The sequence below is a fragment of the Robertkochia aurantiaca genome (assembly GCF_020166495.1).
Taxonomy (GTDB): Bacteria; Bacteroidota; Bacteroidia; order Flavobacteriales; family Flavobacteriaceae; genus Robertkochia; species Robertkochia aurantiaca.
In genome coordinates, this window is record NZ_JAINZS010000004.1 from 393564 (window position 1) to 411636 (window position 18073).

The window sequence follows — 18073 nt, forward strand, 5'->3', positions numbered from 1 at the left end:
CTTACAAATTTTTAAGCGCGGTTTTAATGATATTTTCTACACTCAGGTCAGGCTCCTTCTTGAGAATATTGCTAACTGTCTTCTCGGCCTGTTTACGCGGATAACCGAGCACTTCTAAGGCTGATAACGCTTCTTCCTTATTCCTATTGCCCGCTGCCGGTGCAATTGTCTCTTCATCGAATAATTTCAGTACTTTATCTCTCAGATCTATGATCAGACGCTGGGCTGTTTTAGCACCGATTCCCTTGACCGACTTGATGGTGGCCACATCGTCATTAACGATAGCATCGCGAATCTGAAGGGGCTCAAGTGAACTCAGCATGGTACGGGCAGTACCTGCACCGATACCAGACACAGAGATCAGCAGACGAAACACCTCCCGTTCTGCTTTATCAAAGAAACCATAGAGGGTCTGTGAATCTTCTCTGACTATAAGATGGGTATATAATTTCAGCGCCTCCTCTTGTCCTATTTTTTCGTACGTATAAAGGGAAATATGTACAGCATAGCCTACTCCGTTACAGTCTATTACAACATCAGTAGGATTTTTCTCTATAAGGCGCCCGTTTAGTTGAGAAATCATTACAAATAAAACGTTAAAGTCCCAAATGTAGTAAAATTAATCACATTCGGGACCATAAGTGAATATAGGGTTTCAGCCTTATTTGGCCTTCTCTCTTTTTTCTTTTTCCTGGGCATCAACAACCGCCACAGCAGTCATGTTAACGATCTCTTCTACCCCGGCTCCCAATTGCAGGATATGCACCGGTTTTTTCATCCCCAGAAGAATCGGACCGATGGAGTCTGACTTATTCAGTTCCTTCATCAGCTTATAGGTAACGTTAGCTGAATCAAGATTAGGAAACACCAAAGTGTTCACCTTTTTACCGGCCAGTTTTGAAAAAGGAAACTTGCTTTGCAGCATTTCACGGTTCAGTGCAAAATCTGATTGCAATTCTCCGTCGACGGTAATCTCCGGACACTGTCGGTGTAAAATACTTACCGCTTCAGCCACTTTCGAGGCCTTGGGATTTCTGGACGAACCAAAGTTGGTATAAGATAGCATCGCTATCACCGGATCGAACCCGAACATCTTCACGGCATTAGCTGTCATTTTTGCTATGGTAGCCAGTTCCTTTGCATTCGGATCGATATTGATAGAAGTATCGGCCAGGAACATCGGACCTCTTTCAGTGATCATCACGTTCATTGCAGCAACACGATTTACCCCTGAGGCCTTCCCGATCAGTTCGATGATCGGACGAAAAACCGAAGGATAGGCTCTGGTATAACCTGAGATCATACAGTCTGCATCTCCTTCATTGACCATCATGGCAGCAAAGTAATTGCGCTCTCTCATTTTCTTTTCTGCATCATAAAGAGTCACTCCATGACGTTTTCTCGACTCCCAGTATTTTTTAGCATACTGATCTTTTTTATCATTGTGCTCATCGGTCTTGGTGTCGATTATAGGAATATCTGCATCGAAGTCAAGCTCCTGCATCAATTCAACTATGACCTCTTTTCTACCCAACAGTATGGGGTGTGCGATACCCTCGTCATGAACGATCTGCGCCGCTTTGAGGATATCCAGTTGATCTCCTTCGGGAAACACCACCCTTTTCGGGCTTGTCTTGGCTCTGCTTTGAAGCAATCGAACCAGTTTATTATCGTTTCCAAGTCGTTGTAACAGCTCTTCAGCATATACATCCCAGTCTTCGATGGTTTCCCGGGCTACACCGCTTTCAATAGCAGCTTTTGCCACGGCCGGGGGCACGGTAGCGATAAGCCTGGGATCAAAGGGTTTCGGAATGATATAATCTCTGCCGAAGGCCAGCTTGGTCTCGCCATAGGCTATATTCACCTGTTCGGGAACAGGCTCCTTTGCCAATTCAGCAAGGGCTTTTACCGCTGCCATCTTCATCTCTTCATTGATCTTGGTAGCACGTACATCAAGAGCTCCTCTGAAGATGAAAGGGAATCCCAGTACATTATTCACCTGGTTAGGATGATCAGATCTTCCGGTAGCCATGATGATATCTTCACGTGTATTGATAGCCAAGTTATAATCGATCTCAGGATCAGGATTGGCCATCGCAAAAACGACAGGATTATCAGCCATGGACCTCAGCATCTCGGGCGATACGATATTGGCAATTGAGAGTCCGATGAAGACGTCGGCATCATTTAACGCTTCTTCCAGAGTGTCGATCTTGCGATCGGTGGCGAACTCTTTCTTTTCGTTAGAAAGGTTTTCCCGGTCTTTACGTATCACGCCTTTACTGTCAAGCATGACCATATTTTCCTGCCGGGCCCCGAAAGCGCGATACAATCTCGAACATGAAATGGCAGCTGCACCGGCACCACTGATCACAATGCGTACCTCTTCTATTTTTTTATCAGCCAGTTCCAGTGCATTGAGCAAGGCCGCCGCAGAGATGATAGCGGTTCCATGCTGATCATCATGCATCACCGGAATATCCAGCTCTTCCTTGAGTCTTCTCTCAATTTCGAAGGCTTCAGGAGCTTTGATATCTTCCAGGTTAATACCTCCGAAAGTTGGTGCTATGGTTTTTACGGTCTCGACGAACTTATCGACATCTTTGGTGTCGAGTTCTATATCCATTCCGTCAATATCTGCAAAAATCTTAAAGAGAAGTCCTTTCCCCTCCATCACAGGCTTTGAGGCCTCCGGTCCAATATCACCCAGCCCGAGAACTGCGGTACCGTTTGAAATAACGGCAACCAGGTTTCCTTTGGTGGTATATTTATAAACATTGTCCTTGTCTTTTGCGATCTCCAGGCAGGGTTCTGCCACTCCTGGGGAATATGCAAGGGCAAGGTCTCGCTGGGTAGAATATCTTTTTGTGGGAACTATTTTGATCTTTCCAGGCTGTGGTTTTGCATGGTAAACCAAAGCTTCTCTTCTTCTGGTTTCTTTGCTCATAGTGCTCTTAGTTTATTGCTACAAAGGTATACCTTCTGGCCACTTATGAAACTTTTGGCCAATAAATAATCCCGCTATTCGCCGGGAAATACCACCTCTGCTTCCAACAGGGAGTTAAGCGACTCTATTTGATCCTTCTGCAGGAATTCCAGACCCAGCTGATACGATGCATTCATCCAGCCAAAACCCGATGTGGTGATATAATCGAACTCTGTACCTACATTACCATATTCTGCATATACCTTATGCGTACAATCCACCACATCATATTTTTCAGGAATGGTGCCGTTGTAATCGACCGCATTTCGGGTGATCATCCATAACCAGCGGTAAGCCAGTTCCCTGGCCTTTTCCCTGTAACCGTAGTTATCGAGCCCCTCCCAGATCATCATCTGATGGGGTGCCCAGCCATTCGGATAGTCCCATTGACGCTGTATATCATTGGTAGCATACTTCTGAACCGATTCTTTTGAGGTTGACAACACCCCGCAATGAGCCACCAGGGTTTCATTCATACGAGAGAGCATGCTTTCTGCCTGTTCAGGTGTGGCCAAACCGGCCCAGAGGGGATAGTAATTGGTAGCCGACTCAAAATCGGTCATCTCCTCTGTTACCCAGTTATAATCATAAAATCCGCCGGCTTCTTCATTCCACATCAAACGATTCATAAGCTCCCTGCGAGCCCCGGCCTTTTGAGACCAGTAATCGCTGTTATATTCCTTCCCCCGGGAATCGGTAAATTTTCCTCCGAAATATGTAGCAATCAGGTATTGAAAATCCTTTTCGTATTTGAAAAGCAAGGCGTTCAGTCCTACGGTATTGAGGTCAGCACAAATATCATCGAGCCTCCAGGAAGTGTCATGACCGCTTTCTCTCAGGCTCCGGTCATGAAGAAAGTACTCGTCGAGCTCCCTGTTGACAATCTCCCCGCTCTGATACCTGCCGGCATATTCATCGACACTTAGACCTTCTTTCTCAAAATCGCTTTGCTCCTCATTGTATCGGGTAGTATGCCATTTCAAAATTTCATCAAAATGCCCGGCTTCGGTCTCGGGAGGAATCCCGATCCCCTGGGCCCTGTAACTATTCAAGCCAGACGGGGAAAGCCTGACCCCTTCTTCCATCCAGACATTCTCATATTCGGCAATAGCTGTTTCGAGCACATAAGCCAGCCAGTCCTTATCTTTTTCCTCAAGAGCTTCGTAGGTTTCTCTGATAAATGAACTCAGAAAAGGGGGTTGGGTACGGGTCAGGTAATAAGAACGGTTTGCATTGAGTATCTTCCCGTAATTACGGATCTGATATACAAAATTATCAACCATGTTACGTGCCATTTCAACCCTGCCGTCTAAAAGAAGGCCGACACCAATAAAGTAGCTGTCCCAACCGTACATCTCATTGAATCTTCCGCCCGGGACCACAAAGGGAACTCCTGAACCGTTACGTATCTCGAGGCTGAGTATTCCAGGCTGATCATTGATCGACTTCACGTATTCAGGGCTTACTTTTTCAGGAAGTACTTCCATTTTGAAATTATCAAAACGGGATTCGAGTTGTTTGAAATATTTTTGAGCAAGGGTGTCTCCATGGGGCACATATACCCTTCTGGTCACCGTATCAGAAGATTTAGTATCTTCCAGTATACGGCTCAGACCTTTTTCATCGATAGTCCTGGTAAGGTCATCCCAGTACAATTCCCGAATATTTCTTGAAATACGATCAGCAGGTTTTTCTCTGATGCGGGAAACATCTATAGTGGTGGTGTCTTTACCCTTTGCCCTTGCCAGGGCCAATTCCTGCAACAGATTCGATAGATGATAGGTGCTCTCTATCTCCAGCTCTTTCCCGGAAAGACCGGTAAGTGTGAAACGTTTATCACCCATATCTTCTTTGGTAATCTTCTTGTCGCTGTCGGTATCTTCATCTTCTATAAGTGATTGAAGCGCCGCTTCTGTTTCTACAGTCAGCTTTGAAACTTCCTGCCGGGCACAAGCTGCTGAAAGGATCAGGGAAAGGGTCACCAGAAAAACTCTGTGATTCATATACATGTATTTTTTAAAATTTACCAAAATATCCCAACAATGATAGCGGTAGCCAGAAGCAGGATAACAGCCAGTTTCCTGTAATTCTTATACCAGGGAAGGGCGCGCAATTCTTTTGTTTCCTGCTTAAACAGCGCTATTTTATAAGTGTACTCATCTACCTTTTCATCTGAAGGAGGGGGAGTCGCCAGGCTCACCACCACATGAACAAGCAGACATATCACAAACATCAAAGAGGCTTTGGCCAGGAAATGGATGTCATTTATTTCAGGCATCCATCCATACACCTGCGAGAGTATCATCACAATCGCCAGAAAACCGCCGAACAGCAGGCTAACGATGGCTCCTGTTCCATTGGCTCTTTTCCAGAAAAGTCCCAGAATAAAAGCGGACACAGCCGGCGGACTGGTGTAGGCGATCACCAGTTGAAGGTATTGCCATAAAGAATCACTCACCCTTTCGATAAACGGAACCCAAGCCGAGGCCAATACCACCAGCACCAGTGTAGCGATCTGTCCGGCCCTCACCAACTGCTTGCTGGTAAGATTCGGATTAATATTTCTTACGAAGTCCATGGTTATAAGGGTTGAGGCTGAATTAAAGGTCGCTGAAACCGAAGACATCATGGCTGCCAGTAAACCTGCCACTACAAGCCCCAGTATTCCAGTGGGAAGCAATTGAAAGAGCAGTACGGGGTAGGTCAGGTTCGGGCAATCGGCCAACTCTTCACACAACCCTCCCCCCGGTAAGGGATAGTTCAGGTCAGATATATCGAGCTCGTTAAACAACAAGATAGCCAACACGCCGGGTACAACCATAATAAAGATCACAGGTAACTTCAGAAATCCTGCAAACAGCGCTCCCCACCGCCCGTGGTTCAGGTCTTTTGCACCCAGGACACGCTGCACCATGAACTGGTTGTTTGCCCAAAAATAAAAGCCCAGCAGGGGAACCCCTGACAACAGGCCCCACCAGGGGAGAAACTCATCATTGGAGGGCCTCACCAAACTGAAAACCTCATCTGAACTCTGGGGGATGTATTTCCCCTCTGCCGCCCGATCGCCGAAATCAACCGAACCTGAAGCGAGCATCCCATTCAGCTTTTCCATCATGGCATTCCAGCCACCTCCCAGCTGATCAAAAGCAAAATACGTAAGCAGACAAGAACCGATGATCAGCAAAATGGCTTGTATCACCTCGGTCTGAATAACCGAGTTAAGACCTCCGGGAATGGTATAGGCGGCAGCGGCAATGGCCAGAATAATGATAATGGTAGTTGAGGAGATATCAGGGAATAACAACTTCAGTACGATACTACCTACGTATAAACCGGCAGCCGTATCGACCAGCACATTTCCTACAATGGTAATAAAAGAAAAATAGTAACGGGACCTTCTGTCATACCTCCTTTCCAGAAATTCAGGCATGGTATACACTCCTGACCTGAGGTAAAATGGCAGAAAGAAAATGGCGAAGAAGATGAGCACCACGACCGCATACCATTCATAATTGTAAACATGAACATTGGTCTGGTAGGCATCTGAAGCAAGACCTACAAGGGTTGAGCTTGAGATATTCGCTGAAAAAAGCGCGATCCCGACTATCGGCCAGGTCATGGTTCTTCCTCCAAGAAAGTAATCTTCAGAGCTGCTTCGTTTTGATTTACTAATCCCGTAAATAATGATTCCGATCAGGTAGAAAAGAATGACGATAATGTCCAGAAGCTGTAGTGACCCCATAGCAAAGGTAAGGTTTAGTTAGTCTTAGTTTATCGAATCCCTTAAGAACAGTAAGGATCACTGATGATTCCTTAAGGTTTCAAGGGAATTTTTCGAATATACACAATAAAGAAAGATAAAAAAACACTTATCCGCAAGGGAAGCGCCTCATTCTGAACGCCTGATAAAATCGAGATTACGCTTCAAACCTTTGTATTTGGTTCGCTTCACCGCCGATTTCCTGAACACTTTCCTAAAGGTTTCTTCGGTGATCTCAAACCACTCTTCCCGGTCCATTGCAAGCAGCTCAGGATGGGGTTCGAACTCGGGAACTGAATGAGGTTTGCTGAAGCGATTCCATGGACAAACATCCTGGCAGACATCACAACCGAAAGCCCAGTCGTCCATTTGCCCCTTAAAGGAAGGAGGAATATTTTCTTTTAATTCGATCGTCAGGTAAGAAATACAGCGAGACCCATCGACCTGATAGGGTTCGATGATGGCTCCGGTCGGGCAGGCATCGATACAAGCCGTACAGCTACCGCAATGGTCGGTAACCGGAACATCGTATCGAAGTTCAAGGTCGGTGATCAGTTCACCGATTAAATAGAAGGAACCTGTTTGCTTGGTCAGCACATTGCTATGTTTACCCATCCAGCCTAAACCGCTTCTCACAGCCCAGGCTTTATCAAGCACCGGGGCTGAATCTACGAATGCCCGTCCGTTTACCTCACCAATCTCAGCTTTCATAAACTCCAAAAGGGATCGCAACCGGTCTTTGATCACGAAATGGTAATCGGTGCCATAGGCATATTTCGAAATCTTCGGAGCCTCCGGATCCTGCTGGGTTTTATCCGGGAAATAATTGAGAAGTACGGTAATCACCGATCTGGCCCCATCGATAAGCTTACGCGGATCCAGTCTTTTATCGAAATGGTTTTCCATATATCCCATCTCCCCGTGATAACCGCTTTTAAGCCATTGTTCCAGACGTGGAGCTTCCTTTTCCAGAAAGGCCGCCTCTGATATACCACAGGACAAAAAGCCGAGGCGTTTGGCCTCGGCTTTAATCATGTTTGTATGTTCAGCCTTTTTATCCAAGATTATTTCGCTATGCTTTCGTTCAAAGGTACAACATACTGGAAATTTACCTATTTGGTATTTCCGTAATCGATAGTAGTACGTGAGCTATTCTCATAGAGCGAAGGATTCTCAAAAGCGAAAATGCCATTCGGGTTTTCAATTCCTATCCAGACATTAAGTCTCCAGACATTTGCTTCGGTATCCAGTCTCCAGATATCATAGGCCCCTGAGAAACCGCTAGGGGCAGAGATACTGGTAGAAGTATACTCATTAGCTCCGGTTCTTACCGCATATGAAACACCTGCAAGCTGAAGCTCTCCCTTGGCGTTCGCAAGATAGATGAGCCCTTCAGGATTCTCCAGCTCGAAATGATAATCGACTGCCGAAGTATTTTCAAAATAAACCGGACCTGAAAGGTTTGAATTTATCCCTTTCATCTGATACCCCAGGTTGGCGGCAATCTTAGAATCGTTCATATCCTGCATTTGCAATCTGAGTATTTCCACTTCCTCAGCATAGGGTAAATCAGGACTTGGGGAGCTCTTTTCGTTAAACACATCGTCATCGCTGCAGGAGATCAAAAATAATAATGGGATCAGTAAGATAACCTTCCAATTAGCGATACATGCAACAGGGGCGGACTTCGGATTTTTTTTAAAAGTTTCCATAATTTTTCGTTTTATGATTAATGATTGAATGATGTTATAAAATTAAAGAGAGATCTCCGTCAAAGCCGGTACGCAGCATTCAAAAAAAACAACAAATCACCCGGGGGAAAACCCCCTGGAAAAACGAAAAAAGGCCGGAAAAGAATCTTCCGGCCAGTTGCAAATCACGCGCCTTATACAAACCTGATATATTATGGAATCATAGTGGTATTTGATGAAGATGCAGGTGCATTCCAGGCAAATACACCCTCAGGATTATCGATTCCGATCCAGACGTTCAGACGGTATGCAGATAAAGTTCCATCGAATCGCCATGCATCATGGTCTCCCGTAAATCCCTGCGGAGGTGTATACGCTCCATTGACGCCTCCATCTGAAGAAAACTCTTTCACCAGATAAGACACCCCGGCGAAGGTCAGCGATCCATCTGATTCCCGAATGTAAATGATCTCTTCCGGGTTCAAAAGATCAAAAACATTATCGACCAGGTCTGTATTCTGCATCTTGACAAGGTTTGCAGCAATCGGGCTTTCGCTATTTTGCAAATCATAGCCGAGTTTCTCGCAGTCGGCCGGATCAGGGAGGTCGCTATAATGAGCCTGTAGTTGCAGGAGTTCCCCGTAATAGGGAAGTCCGGCATTCTGATCTTCCGCATCATATATTTCTCCAAAGTTGTCAGATGAACAAGCCGTCAGGATTAAGGAAAATAACAAAACTGTCGTTTTGAAAAATGTTAATGAGCTCAGCCCCGAATGAGATAAATGTAATCGTTTCATAAATGTTCGTTTTTTGATTTGATGATTGATACTATTACGACGAATGAAAAAATAAAAAGTTACAGGAAGTAAGTTTTCACGTATCTCTACAGCTATGATCATTAAAAAAGCCGGAACATGATATTCCGGCTTTTTCGGTCAGATTGTTGGCCTGCTCAGATCACTGAATATTAACAGTAGCTACTACCGTGTTCAGCGCAATTGCAGGGTTCTCGTACGCGAATACACCATCAGGATTCTCGATCCCGATCCATACATTCAGCCTGAAGGTCGATTCTTTTGGTTGGTAACGCCAGACATCGTGGCTGCCTGCAAACCCCTCGGGAGCATTTTGAGGGGCAGTGCGCACCTGTTCATCCGGCGTCTGCCTGACAAGGTAAGATACCCCGGCAAAGGTAAGCGAGCCGTCTCCCTCTCTGTAATAGATCATCTCTTCCGGGTGCAACAGGTCAAAGGAATTATCAACCAATTGATTGTCCTGCATTCTGATTACTTCCGGAGCGATAAGACCATTGGCAAGTTGCTTGCTGTACCCCATTTTCACAGTTTCCGCCGCACTAACACTTTTTGCGAACCGCTCCTGCACCAATTGCAGTTCCTGGAGATAAGGTTGGCTTTCAACAGGATTATCGATCGGGTCTAATTCCCCGTAAATTTCATCTGAACATGCGATTACAGGAATAAGGACAGACAATAAGGCTACTTTGAGCAGTTTGGCTACGGTGGTACTCAGAATCGTTTTTCGGCTTGATTTAATTAAAGTTTTCATAACTGTTCGTTTTAAAATTGATGAATGATTGATGATATAAAAGTACCAAGGCCGGGAGGAAGTGACATGTTTGATTTGATCATAAATGAGAACAAATATTCCGGGGGAAAATCCTCCTTTCAGAGGGGGAAAACACCTGAAAGAAAATCAGGGGGGAATTAAATCAGGGAAGCTTTTTTCAGGTTCAGATAATCCAGAGGTCTCACCCCGTAACGCTCATTAAAGCATTTTGAAAAATAAGACGGGTTGTTAAAGCCTGAATCGTAGGCTACTTCTGAAACATTCCGGTCGGTAGCCTTCAACATCTTCAACGCCCGGCACAGACGATAGTCCCGAACCAACGCGTTTGGTGATTTTCCTATAATAGAGGTGCATTTTCGGTACAGCTGGGTTTTACTGAGTTGAACTGCATCAGACAGATCACTGAGTTCGAAATCAGGATCCTGCCAGTTTGTTTCGAGAACTTCGGCCAGTTTAAGCAAGAAACATTCTTCATTTCCGGTCATTTTATAAACCGGACTTATATAATCGCATACATCGAGAAGCTTGTTGGCTGCAAGTTCGTTAAAAGATGAAGAAACAAAGATCTTATGGGTTTGAGCGATCTTACCCAGAATACGTGACAATCTCAGTGATTGCCTGGTAAGTTCCCTTGCGTCTGAACACACCACTCCTGAATGAACCCCTATTTTCAGTGACATCGGTCTGTATGAATCTGATCGCACCTCATTAAGAATCTTTAAAAAATTAAGTGTCTTTACCAGGGAAGAGAATGCTATAAACTGCGTTCGCTCACTTATTTCAATAATTTCACCCAGGTATTCCCCGATAATATCCCTTAAAAACCCGGAAAAGGAAGCTTGTAAAGATTTTAATTCGTGTATGCCCAATTGGTGGGAGAGTAAGATATCGTCTTCAGACTCGATATATACCATATGTACCGATGATGGGGAGCTACCGGGACTTCCTGTTACAGGCTGACCTTCGAAGCGATCTATAAGAATATCAACCAGGGCTTCTTCAATCTCGGTGAAGCTGACATGCTCACAACCGGGAAGATCATCATGAATTTGTTGAATGACATCACGATCGGGTGCATCAATCAATTGTATTTGCAGACCTTTATCATGATCTTTCCATGAGAGCATGACCGTACAGTTCAATGCCATTGCCTTTTCCTTTTTGGCACTGCTCAGTCGTTCCACCTCTTCGGGCGACAAACCACGAATGATATGTTGATCCATGAACACAGGCATAATACAAATAACTATATGGTCGGAAGAAACACATTACATCAATAAATGTACTATTTCAACCACCTGTATTCAAGAGGGTTTTTCCCCTATTTAACTGTACAACAATTGATTACGTTTAAAAGAGTCCGGGCTGAGCACCCCCCTTGATACGCCCAAGATGCTTATATGCCAGGTCTGTCACTTCCCGCCCTCTTGGTGTTCGTATGATGAATCCCTGCTGAATAAGGAAAGGTTCATAAACCTCCTCTATGGTCTCGGCGTTTTCAGAAACAGCCGTTGCGAGCGTGGTAATACCCACGGGCCCTCCTTTGAATTTGTCAATAACGGTCGCCAGAATCTTATTATCCATCTCATCCAGGCCATAAGCATCAACGTTGAGAGCCTTAAGACCAAATTTGGAGATCTTGATATCGATGTTTCCGTCTCCTTTAATCTGAGCAAAATCCCTGATTCTTCTCAGCAATGCATTGGCAATACGCGGAGTCCCCCTGCTTCTGCCGGCAATTTCGATGGCTGCCTCCATGGTGATTGGCACCTTCAGTATACCGGCACTTCGCTGTACGATATCAGAGAGGATCTCGGTAGAATAATACTCCAGTCTGCTGCTGATACCGAATCGCGCGCGCATGGGTGCCGTGAGCAAACCGGAACGTGTGGTTGCACCTATAAGGGTGAACGGATTGAGATTGATCTGCACCGTTCGGGCATTCGGACCGCTTTCGATCATGATATCGATCTTATAATCTTCCATGGCCGAATAGAGGTACTCTTCCACAACAGGGCTCAGCCGGTGAATCTCATCGATGAAGAGCACATCGCGCTCTTCAAGATTGGTAAGCAGCCCGGCAAGATCTCCCGGTTTATCAAGAACGGGACCAGAAGTAACCTTAATACCCACCCCGAGTTCATTCGCTAGTATATGAGCAAGAGTCGTTTTTCCCAGCCCGGGAGGACCGTGAAACAAGGTATGATCCAGGGCTTCTTCTCTCAGATTAGCCGCCTGCACGAATATTTCAAGATTCTCCAGCACCTGTTGTTGTCCGGTGAAATCATCAAAGCTCAAAGGCCTGAGAGCTCTTTCGATATCCATCTCTTCAGAGGATAAATGGTCTCCGCTGGGGTCTAAAAATTCGTTCATAAGGCGTAAGTTCTGAGCGGGCTTCACCCGTTGCAACAAATATAACAAAGATCCTCACACCCGCCTTGAAATCATCAGGGCAGTTTCGACTCTTGATCTCCTTCTAAAAAATTGAAAGCTGTATAAAAACATCAGGAACATCAAAACAGAATCGTATTTTATTGATTTGATTTACAGAATCTTATCGAGTCTAAAGGTTATTAGGCTGAAAAATTACCCCTGATATTTTAAACGAATTAATTTACTTAAGGAAATCACAAATCAGCTAATGACACGATCATTTTAAAACGTATCGCAGTTCATGACGCTAACAAAAACATCTCTATGGAATTCACGCTCGAACAGTATGACATCCAAACAGAAAATATCTACCGCAATGCCAGCGCACCCGTATTGTATGAGCTTGCTTTAAAAAAGGAAAAGGGTACGGCATTGTCAGATAAAGGAGCTCTTTTAACTTATTCCGGGACAAAAACGGGTCGCAGCCCGAAAGACAAAAGAGTGGTTCGCAATGAAGCTTCTGAAAAAAATATCGATTGGGGGAGCATCAATATTGAACTCGATGAGCACACTTTTCTGGTAAACCGTGAAAGAGCCACCGATTATCTTAATACCCGGCAGCAGCTCTTCGTGGTCGACGCCTATGCGGGATGGGACCCTGAATATCGTTTAAAGGTCAGGATCATATGCACCCGGGCCTATCACGCCCTCTTTATGAGTAATATGCTGATCATGCCTGACACTGAGGAACTCAAAAATTTCGGGGAGCCCGACTATGTGATTTTCAATGCAGGCCAGTTCCCAGCCAACCGACACACTTCTCAAATGACCTCCAAGACCTCTATCGATGTTGATCTGGAACGAAGGGAGATCGTGATATTGGGTACCGAATATGCCGGAGAAATGAAAAAGGGCATATTTTCGGTGATGAATTATCTGATGCCCCTGCAGGACGTTCTTCCGATGCACTGCAGTGCCAACGTGGGAGAAAAAAATGATGTGACCATTCTTTTTGGCTTATCGGGAACGGGAAAGACCACACTGAGCGCTGACCCGGAAAGGCGGCTTATCGGCGATGACGAGCATTGCTGGAGCGACAGGGGTGTCTTTAATATTGAAGGCGGTTGTTATGCAAAAGCGATCAATCTTTCGGAAGAAAATGAACCCGACATTTTTCGTGCTATCAGATTCGGCACAGTACTTGAAAATGTAGTCTATGACCCCAAGACCCGGGAAGTGGATTACACAGACACCAGCATCACCCAGAATACCAGAGCCTCCTACCCTATCAGATTCATTGATAATATTCAACTACCCTGCCTGGCAGGTCATCCGGAAAACATCATCTTTCTTACCTGTGATGCCTTCGGGGTTTTACCACCGGTTAGCCGGCTGAATCCGGAACAAGCCTGTTATCATTTTATCTCGGGTTATACCGCCAAGGTAGCCGGTACCGAGATGGGAGTCACCGAGCCATCTGCCACTTTCAGCGCCTGTTTCGGAGCAGCTTTCATGATGTGGCACCCGAATGATTATGCCCGTCTGTTGGCCGATAAAATGAAAAAACACCGGGTAAATGCCTGGCTGGTCAATACCGGTTGGACAGGCGGACCTTACGGGGAGGGATCACGAATAAAACTCAAATACACCAGGGCTATGATAGATGCCATTCACAATGGTGATTTTGAAGGAGTGGAGACCAAAAAAGACAGCGCCTTCAAATTCGAGGTCCCCTTGCATTGTCCTGAGGTACCGGATGAACTGATGATCCCAAAAAACACCTGGAAAGACCAGGAAGCCTATGAGCAAACCCGGAATAAACTGGTAAAATTGTTTCGTGAAAACTTCAAACAGTTCGAAGAAAAAACCGACCCAAAAATCATCGGCGCCGGACCATAAAAAAACCCGCCTAAAGCGGGCTTTTTATTGAGCTTGTTGATCACTTGTACCTTATTTGGCTTCTGCGAACATTCCCTGACCGGTATAACAACCAATGTATTCATTGATCATTTGTATTCCATGGTCTTTATTCATTTCTGCGTCAATACGGATGGTTTCACCATCAGGCAGGTAAACCATGTTAAATCCATCTTCGAAAGAAGAAAGTTTAATGATTTCTCCTTCAGGTGTAATGGCATTCCATGATCTCTCACTTGGTTTGTAAAGAAGATCGATCTTATTGCCTTTTTTAGGACCTTCCACTATAGAGATCTGCATACGGTTCTTGGTAGCCACCATTTTATAGGTATTGCCATCATGTTCCACCATTTGCAGTTCTGACTCTCCTTCTTCCATCGCTACAGGGTTATTCCCGGTCCAGAATTCGAGTACGTTAAAAATAAAAACATCTCCAATCATGAAAATACCATAGACAGGTATGATATTTAGTCCCCAAAACAACAGGTTATTGATGAACTTACTATCAGACACCCCCATGTTCCAATCCTTCAGATTATTGAAGGCTGCAAAGGAACCCAGACAGCTCGTGAAAAGGATAGATGATGACAACAAACAGCATACGAGTAATTTTTTCATAATTCTGATTTTTATGGTTTATTACTCTAATTTATAAAAAAATACGCAGCAAACTATTTTAATTACCTAATAATTAGAATGTTGTGCGAAGGAAAAGTTTCGTATCGGACCACCGAATAAAAACGACGGTTAAGGCTTATAACAGGCGTAACTAGGAAACAGACAGGTCGCTTTTGAAAGATTGAGGCGTCAGGTTTGGGCACTGTCTTAAAATAAAAAATCCTTCCACCCCGAAGGTTGGAAGGATCCTTAATTTTGTATCGAAATCTGCTTAAGCCTGGAAAGGCTCTATAGAAACGTATGATTTATCGTTTCTTTTCTTTTCGAATCTTACGATACCGTCAACTTTAGCGTGTAATGTATGGTCTTTTCCCATGTATACATTTTCACCAGGGTTGTGAGCGGTACCACGTTGTCTTACGATGATGTTACCGGCAGTGGCAGCCTGACCTCCGAAGATTTTCACCCCGAGGCGTTTCGATTCTGACTCCCTACCGTTCTTGGAACTACCAACTCCTTTTTTGTGTGCCATTTTATTACGGTTTTATTCGGTTATACTTTATTTATTAAGCGCTTCGATCAATTCAGCCTTTTTCATGGATGAATATCCGGTGATTCCGGCATCCTTGGCCAATTCTCTCAGCTCTGCTACAGTTTTGTCTGAAAGATCAGCCTCGCTTTGCTTGGCTTCTTTCTTCTGTTCTGCTACCTTTTGAGGTTGTGGTGCTGGTACAGGGTTACTTTTGGCTTTGGCTGCACTGCTCTTTTTAGCACCGCTGGCCAGAATATCCTCGATCACTATCTCAGTAAGAGCTTGTCTGTGACCGTTCTTAACTCTGTAACCTTTACGTCTTTTCTTTTTGAAGACGATTACTTTGTCACCTTTCAGGTGCTTCAGGACCTTCGCTTCCACAGCGGCTCCGTCTATAGCCGGGGCGCCAAGGGTAACATCTCCATCGTTGTCAAGAAGAAGTACGTTGTCAAAAGTAACTTTCTGACCCTCTTCTCCAGCCAAACGATGTACGAATACCTTTTGATCTTTCGCAACTTTAAACTGCTGCCCTGCTATCTCTACAATTGCGTACATAACGTTATTATTAATGAATTATTTTATAGTATATGGTCTCCAAACTGAATTTTTGGAGGGTGCAAATATACTGCTAATTCATTAAACTCCAAACGTATTTAGGCCTTTTGAGCAGATTTTTTGCTGTTCCAGCTGGGTTTGAATTTCTGCATGAATGCCAGGGTGAGCACCACAGTGGAAGCAAAACCCTCTACGGTAAGAATAAAAATCAGAATTCCAGGTCCCTGGTTATAATCTTTCATCCAGGTGGTCATTATGCTTTCAGGAAAGTCGGGATCCAGGTGAAACATATACACGGCCATAAAACCCACAAAGATCAATGTCGCCAGAAAACCGGCATAGATACCGGTCTTAAAGCCTTTATAATAGCTGAAATCACTCCCTTCCAGTACTCTTCTGTAGCGTATGGCCGAATAAAGTCCATATGCCATGATAACTCCGTTAAGAAGACGCAACCAGGGATTTTCGTGCAGACCAAACAGCTTAACGATTAAAAAATAGGCAATAAGTGCAACGGCCATTACCAGGCCATATCGAATATGTATTCTGTCGGGATTCATTTAAGTTGATTTTTAGATTGATAAATTACAAAATTTTGAAATGGAGCAGGTTAAAATCATCTAAAATTTCCATACCACTCCTCGGTTCTGAGAGAATTTAAGTATTTTTACCCGTAGAAAAAAATCTGTAACATTGTAGTTTTTTTCATCAACTTAAAAAATAATGAATCATATGAAAAAGAAGTTTCTAGCCGGATTCCTGGCTTTGTTCACGGTCTGCTATGCCGGAGCTCAAAAAGTGGAGTTTGAAGAGTACGACCTTGATAATGGCCTTCACGTTATACTTCACCAGGATAATTCAGCTCCTGTAATCACTACATCGGTAATGTATCACGTGGGTGGTAAAGACCGCAAAGAGGGAAGAACCGGATTTGCACACTTTTTTGAACACTTGCTTTTCGAAGGAACCGAGAACATCGAAAAAGGAGAATGGGATAAACTGGTGTCATCACATGGCGGCAGCGGTAATGCGTATACCAGTCAGGACGTCACCTATTATTATGAATCCTTCCCTTCAAATAATCTGGAACTGGCGCTTTGGATGGAGTCTGAACGCATGTTGCACCCTGTCATAAAACAGGAAGGTGTTGACACCCAGAACGAGGTGGTCAAGGAAGAAAAACGCATGCGTTATGACAACAGTCCGTACGGTCAGTTATTGCCGGTTGTCTCCAAGGCCCTGTTCTCAGAACACCCCTATAAAGACCCGAATGTCGGCTATATGGAAGATCTCGACGCAGCCACCCTTGAAGAATTCAAAGAATATTTCGAAAAATATTATGCCCCAAACAATGCGGTACTGGTAATCGCGGGAGATATCGACCTGTCTCGTACCAAAGAACTGGTCGAAGACTATTTCGGACCCATACCCCGCGGCGCCGAGGTTCAGAGAAATTACCCTCTCGAAGATCCCATCGAACAGCAAATAAACCTTAAGACTTACGATCCGAACATTCAGGTTCCGGCACTTATCACAGCATACCGAACCCCGGGTCAGCAGTCCAAAGATTCATACGTGCTTAACATGATCTCAAGATATTTGAGCGGAGGCCGATCTTCAAAACTTTACAAGAAGCTGGTCGACGAACAGAAACAGGCGCTTCAGGTGGGTGCTTTTAACCTGGAACAGGAAGATTACGGCATGTACATAGTCTTCTCCCTTCCTTTGGGCGACACCCCTTTGGAAACCCTTGAACAGGAAATCGAAGAGGAAGTCAGTAAACTGAGAACCGAACTGATATCAGAAAAAGACTATCAGAAACTTCAAAATCAGTTTGAAAACAGCTTTGTGAATTCTAATTCGAGCGTTGAAGGCATCGCCAATAACCTGGCTAATTACTACATGCTTTACGGAGATACGAACCTGATCAATTCCCAACTGGAAATCTACCGAAACATCACCAGAGAAGACATAAGAGACGTGGCCATCAAATACTTGTTGCCACGACAAAAAGCCGTTATTGAATACTTACCTGAAAACAATCAATAAAAAAA

General features: G+C 44.5%; 16 protein-coding genes. 2 read left to right on the forward strand and 14 right to left on the reverse strand.

The window, feature by feature from the left end:
- Position 1 precedes the first annotated feature (1 nt).
- The 10 genes from ruvA to ruvB form a co-directional block, all read right to left on the reverse strand.
- Positions 2 to 583, reverse strand: a complete 582-nt coding sequence (gene ruvA / locus K7R10_RS07605) for a Holliday junction branch migration protein RuvA (protein ID WP_224484081.1) — start codon at positions 581 to 583, stop codon at positions 2 to 4.
- Between the two features lie 78 nt (positions 584 to 661).
- Positions 662 to 2947: an NADP-dependent malic enzyme gene (locus K7R10_RS07610; protein WP_224484082.1), complete on the reverse strand. Its 2286-nt coding sequence runs from the start codon at positions 2945 to 2947 to the stop codon at positions 662 to 664.
- 74 nt (positions 2948 to 3021) lie between these two features.
- Positions 3022 to 4989, reverse strand: a complete 1968-nt coding sequence (locus tag K7R10_RS07615; RefSeq protein WP_224484083.1) for a trehalase family glycosidase — start codon at positions 4987 to 4989, stop codon at positions 3022 to 3024.
- A gap of 20 nt (positions 4990 to 5009) precedes the next feature.
- Entirely contained in the window at positions 5010 to 6728 is a 1719-nt protein-coding gene (locus tag K7R10_RS07620; RefSeq protein WP_224484084.1) for a sodium:solute symporter, read from the reverse strand.
- Between the two features lie 147 nt (positions 6729 to 6875).
- Positions 6876 to 7781 (reverse strand): tRNA epoxyqueuosine(34) reductase QueG, encoded by a 906-nt coding sequence (gene queG / locus K7R10_RS07625; RefSeq protein ID WP_370631305.1) that lies wholly within the window; start codon positions 7779 to 7781, stop codon positions 6876 to 6878.
- Positions 7782 to 7858: 77 nt separating this feature from the next.
- Positions 7859 to 8458, reverse strand: coding sequence for a hypothetical protein (locus K7R10_RS07630; RefSeq protein ID WP_224484086.1), 600 nt, complete (start codon positions 8456 to 8458; stop codon positions 7859 to 7861).
- A 191-nt stretch (positions 8459 to 8649) separates the two neighbouring features.
- Entirely contained in the window at positions 8650 to 9171 is a 522-nt protein-coding gene (locus tag K7R10_RS07635) for a hypothetical protein (protein WP_224484087.1), read from the reverse strand.
- Between the two features lie 223 nt (positions 9172 to 9394).
- On the reverse strand, positions 9395 to 10003 hold the full coding sequence (locus K7R10_RS07640) for a hypothetical protein (RefSeq protein WP_224484088.1): 609 nt from the start codon (positions 10001 to 10003) through the stop codon (positions 9395 to 9397).
- 158 nt (positions 10004 to 10161) lie between these two features.
- Positions 10162 to 11247: a helix-turn-helix transcriptional regulator gene (locus K7R10_RS07645; RefSeq protein WP_224484089.1), complete on the reverse strand. Its 1086-nt coding sequence runs from the start codon at positions 11245 to 11247 to the stop codon at positions 10162 to 10164.
- Positions 11248 to 11374: 127 nt separating this feature from the next.
- The gene (ruvB, locus tag K7R10_RS07650) at positions 11375 to 12397 is read right to left on the reverse strand and encodes a Holliday junction branch migration DNA helicase RuvB (RefSeq protein WP_224484090.1); all 1023 of its coding nucleotides are present in this window, start codon (positions 12395 to 12397) and stop codon (positions 11375 to 11377) included.
- 324 nt (positions 12398 to 12721) lie between these two features.
- On the opposite strand from ruvB, the gene pckA reads away from it, so the two are divergent.
- A complete protein-coding gene (gene pckA, locus K7R10_RS07655) occupies positions 12722 to 14296 on the forward strand; it encodes a phosphoenolpyruvate carboxykinase (ATP) (protein ID WP_224484091.1) in 1575 nt (524 codons plus the stop codon).
- Positions 14297 to 14347: 51 nt separating this feature from the next.
- Here pckA and K7R10_RS07660 read toward each other — a convergent pair whose 3' ends face one another.
- The 4 genes from K7R10_RS07660 to K7R10_RS07675 all read right to left on the reverse strand — a co-directional run bounded on the left by K7R10_RS07660 (position 14348) and on the right by K7R10_RS07675 (position 16579).
- Positions 14348 to 14932, reverse strand: a complete 585-nt coding sequence (locus K7R10_RS07660; RefSeq protein ID WP_224484092.1) for a DUF3332 domain-containing protein — start codon at positions 14930 to 14932, stop codon at positions 14348 to 14350.
- A gap of 271 nt (positions 14933 to 15203) precedes the next feature.
- Entirely contained in the window at positions 15204 to 15464 is a 261-nt protein-coding gene (gene rpmA, locus K7R10_RS07665) for a 50S ribosomal protein L27 (RefSeq protein ID WP_224484093.1), read from the reverse strand.
- 27 nt (positions 15465 to 15491) lie between these two features.
- Complete coding sequence (gene rplU, locus K7R10_RS07670; protein WP_224484094.1) at positions 15492 to 16019, reverse strand: 50S ribosomal protein L21; 528 nt, start codon at positions 16017 to 16019, stop codon at positions 15492 to 15494.
- Between the two features lie 98 nt (positions 16020 to 16117).
- Positions 16118 to 16579: a DUF4199 domain-containing protein gene (locus tag K7R10_RS07675; RefSeq protein ID WP_224484095.1), complete on the reverse strand. Its 462-nt coding sequence runs from the start codon at positions 16577 to 16579 to the stop codon at positions 16118 to 16120.
- Between the two features lie 172 nt (positions 16580 to 16751).
- Here K7R10_RS07675 and K7R10_RS07680 point away from each other — a divergent pair, with 172 nt between their 5' ends.
- Positions 16752 to 18068 (forward strand): M16 family metallopeptidase, encoded by a 1317-nt coding sequence (locus K7R10_RS07680; RefSeq protein ID WP_224484096.1) that lies wholly within the window; start codon positions 16752 to 16754, stop codon positions 18066 to 18068.
- The last annotated feature ends 5 nt before the right edge of the window (positions 18069 to 18073 follow it).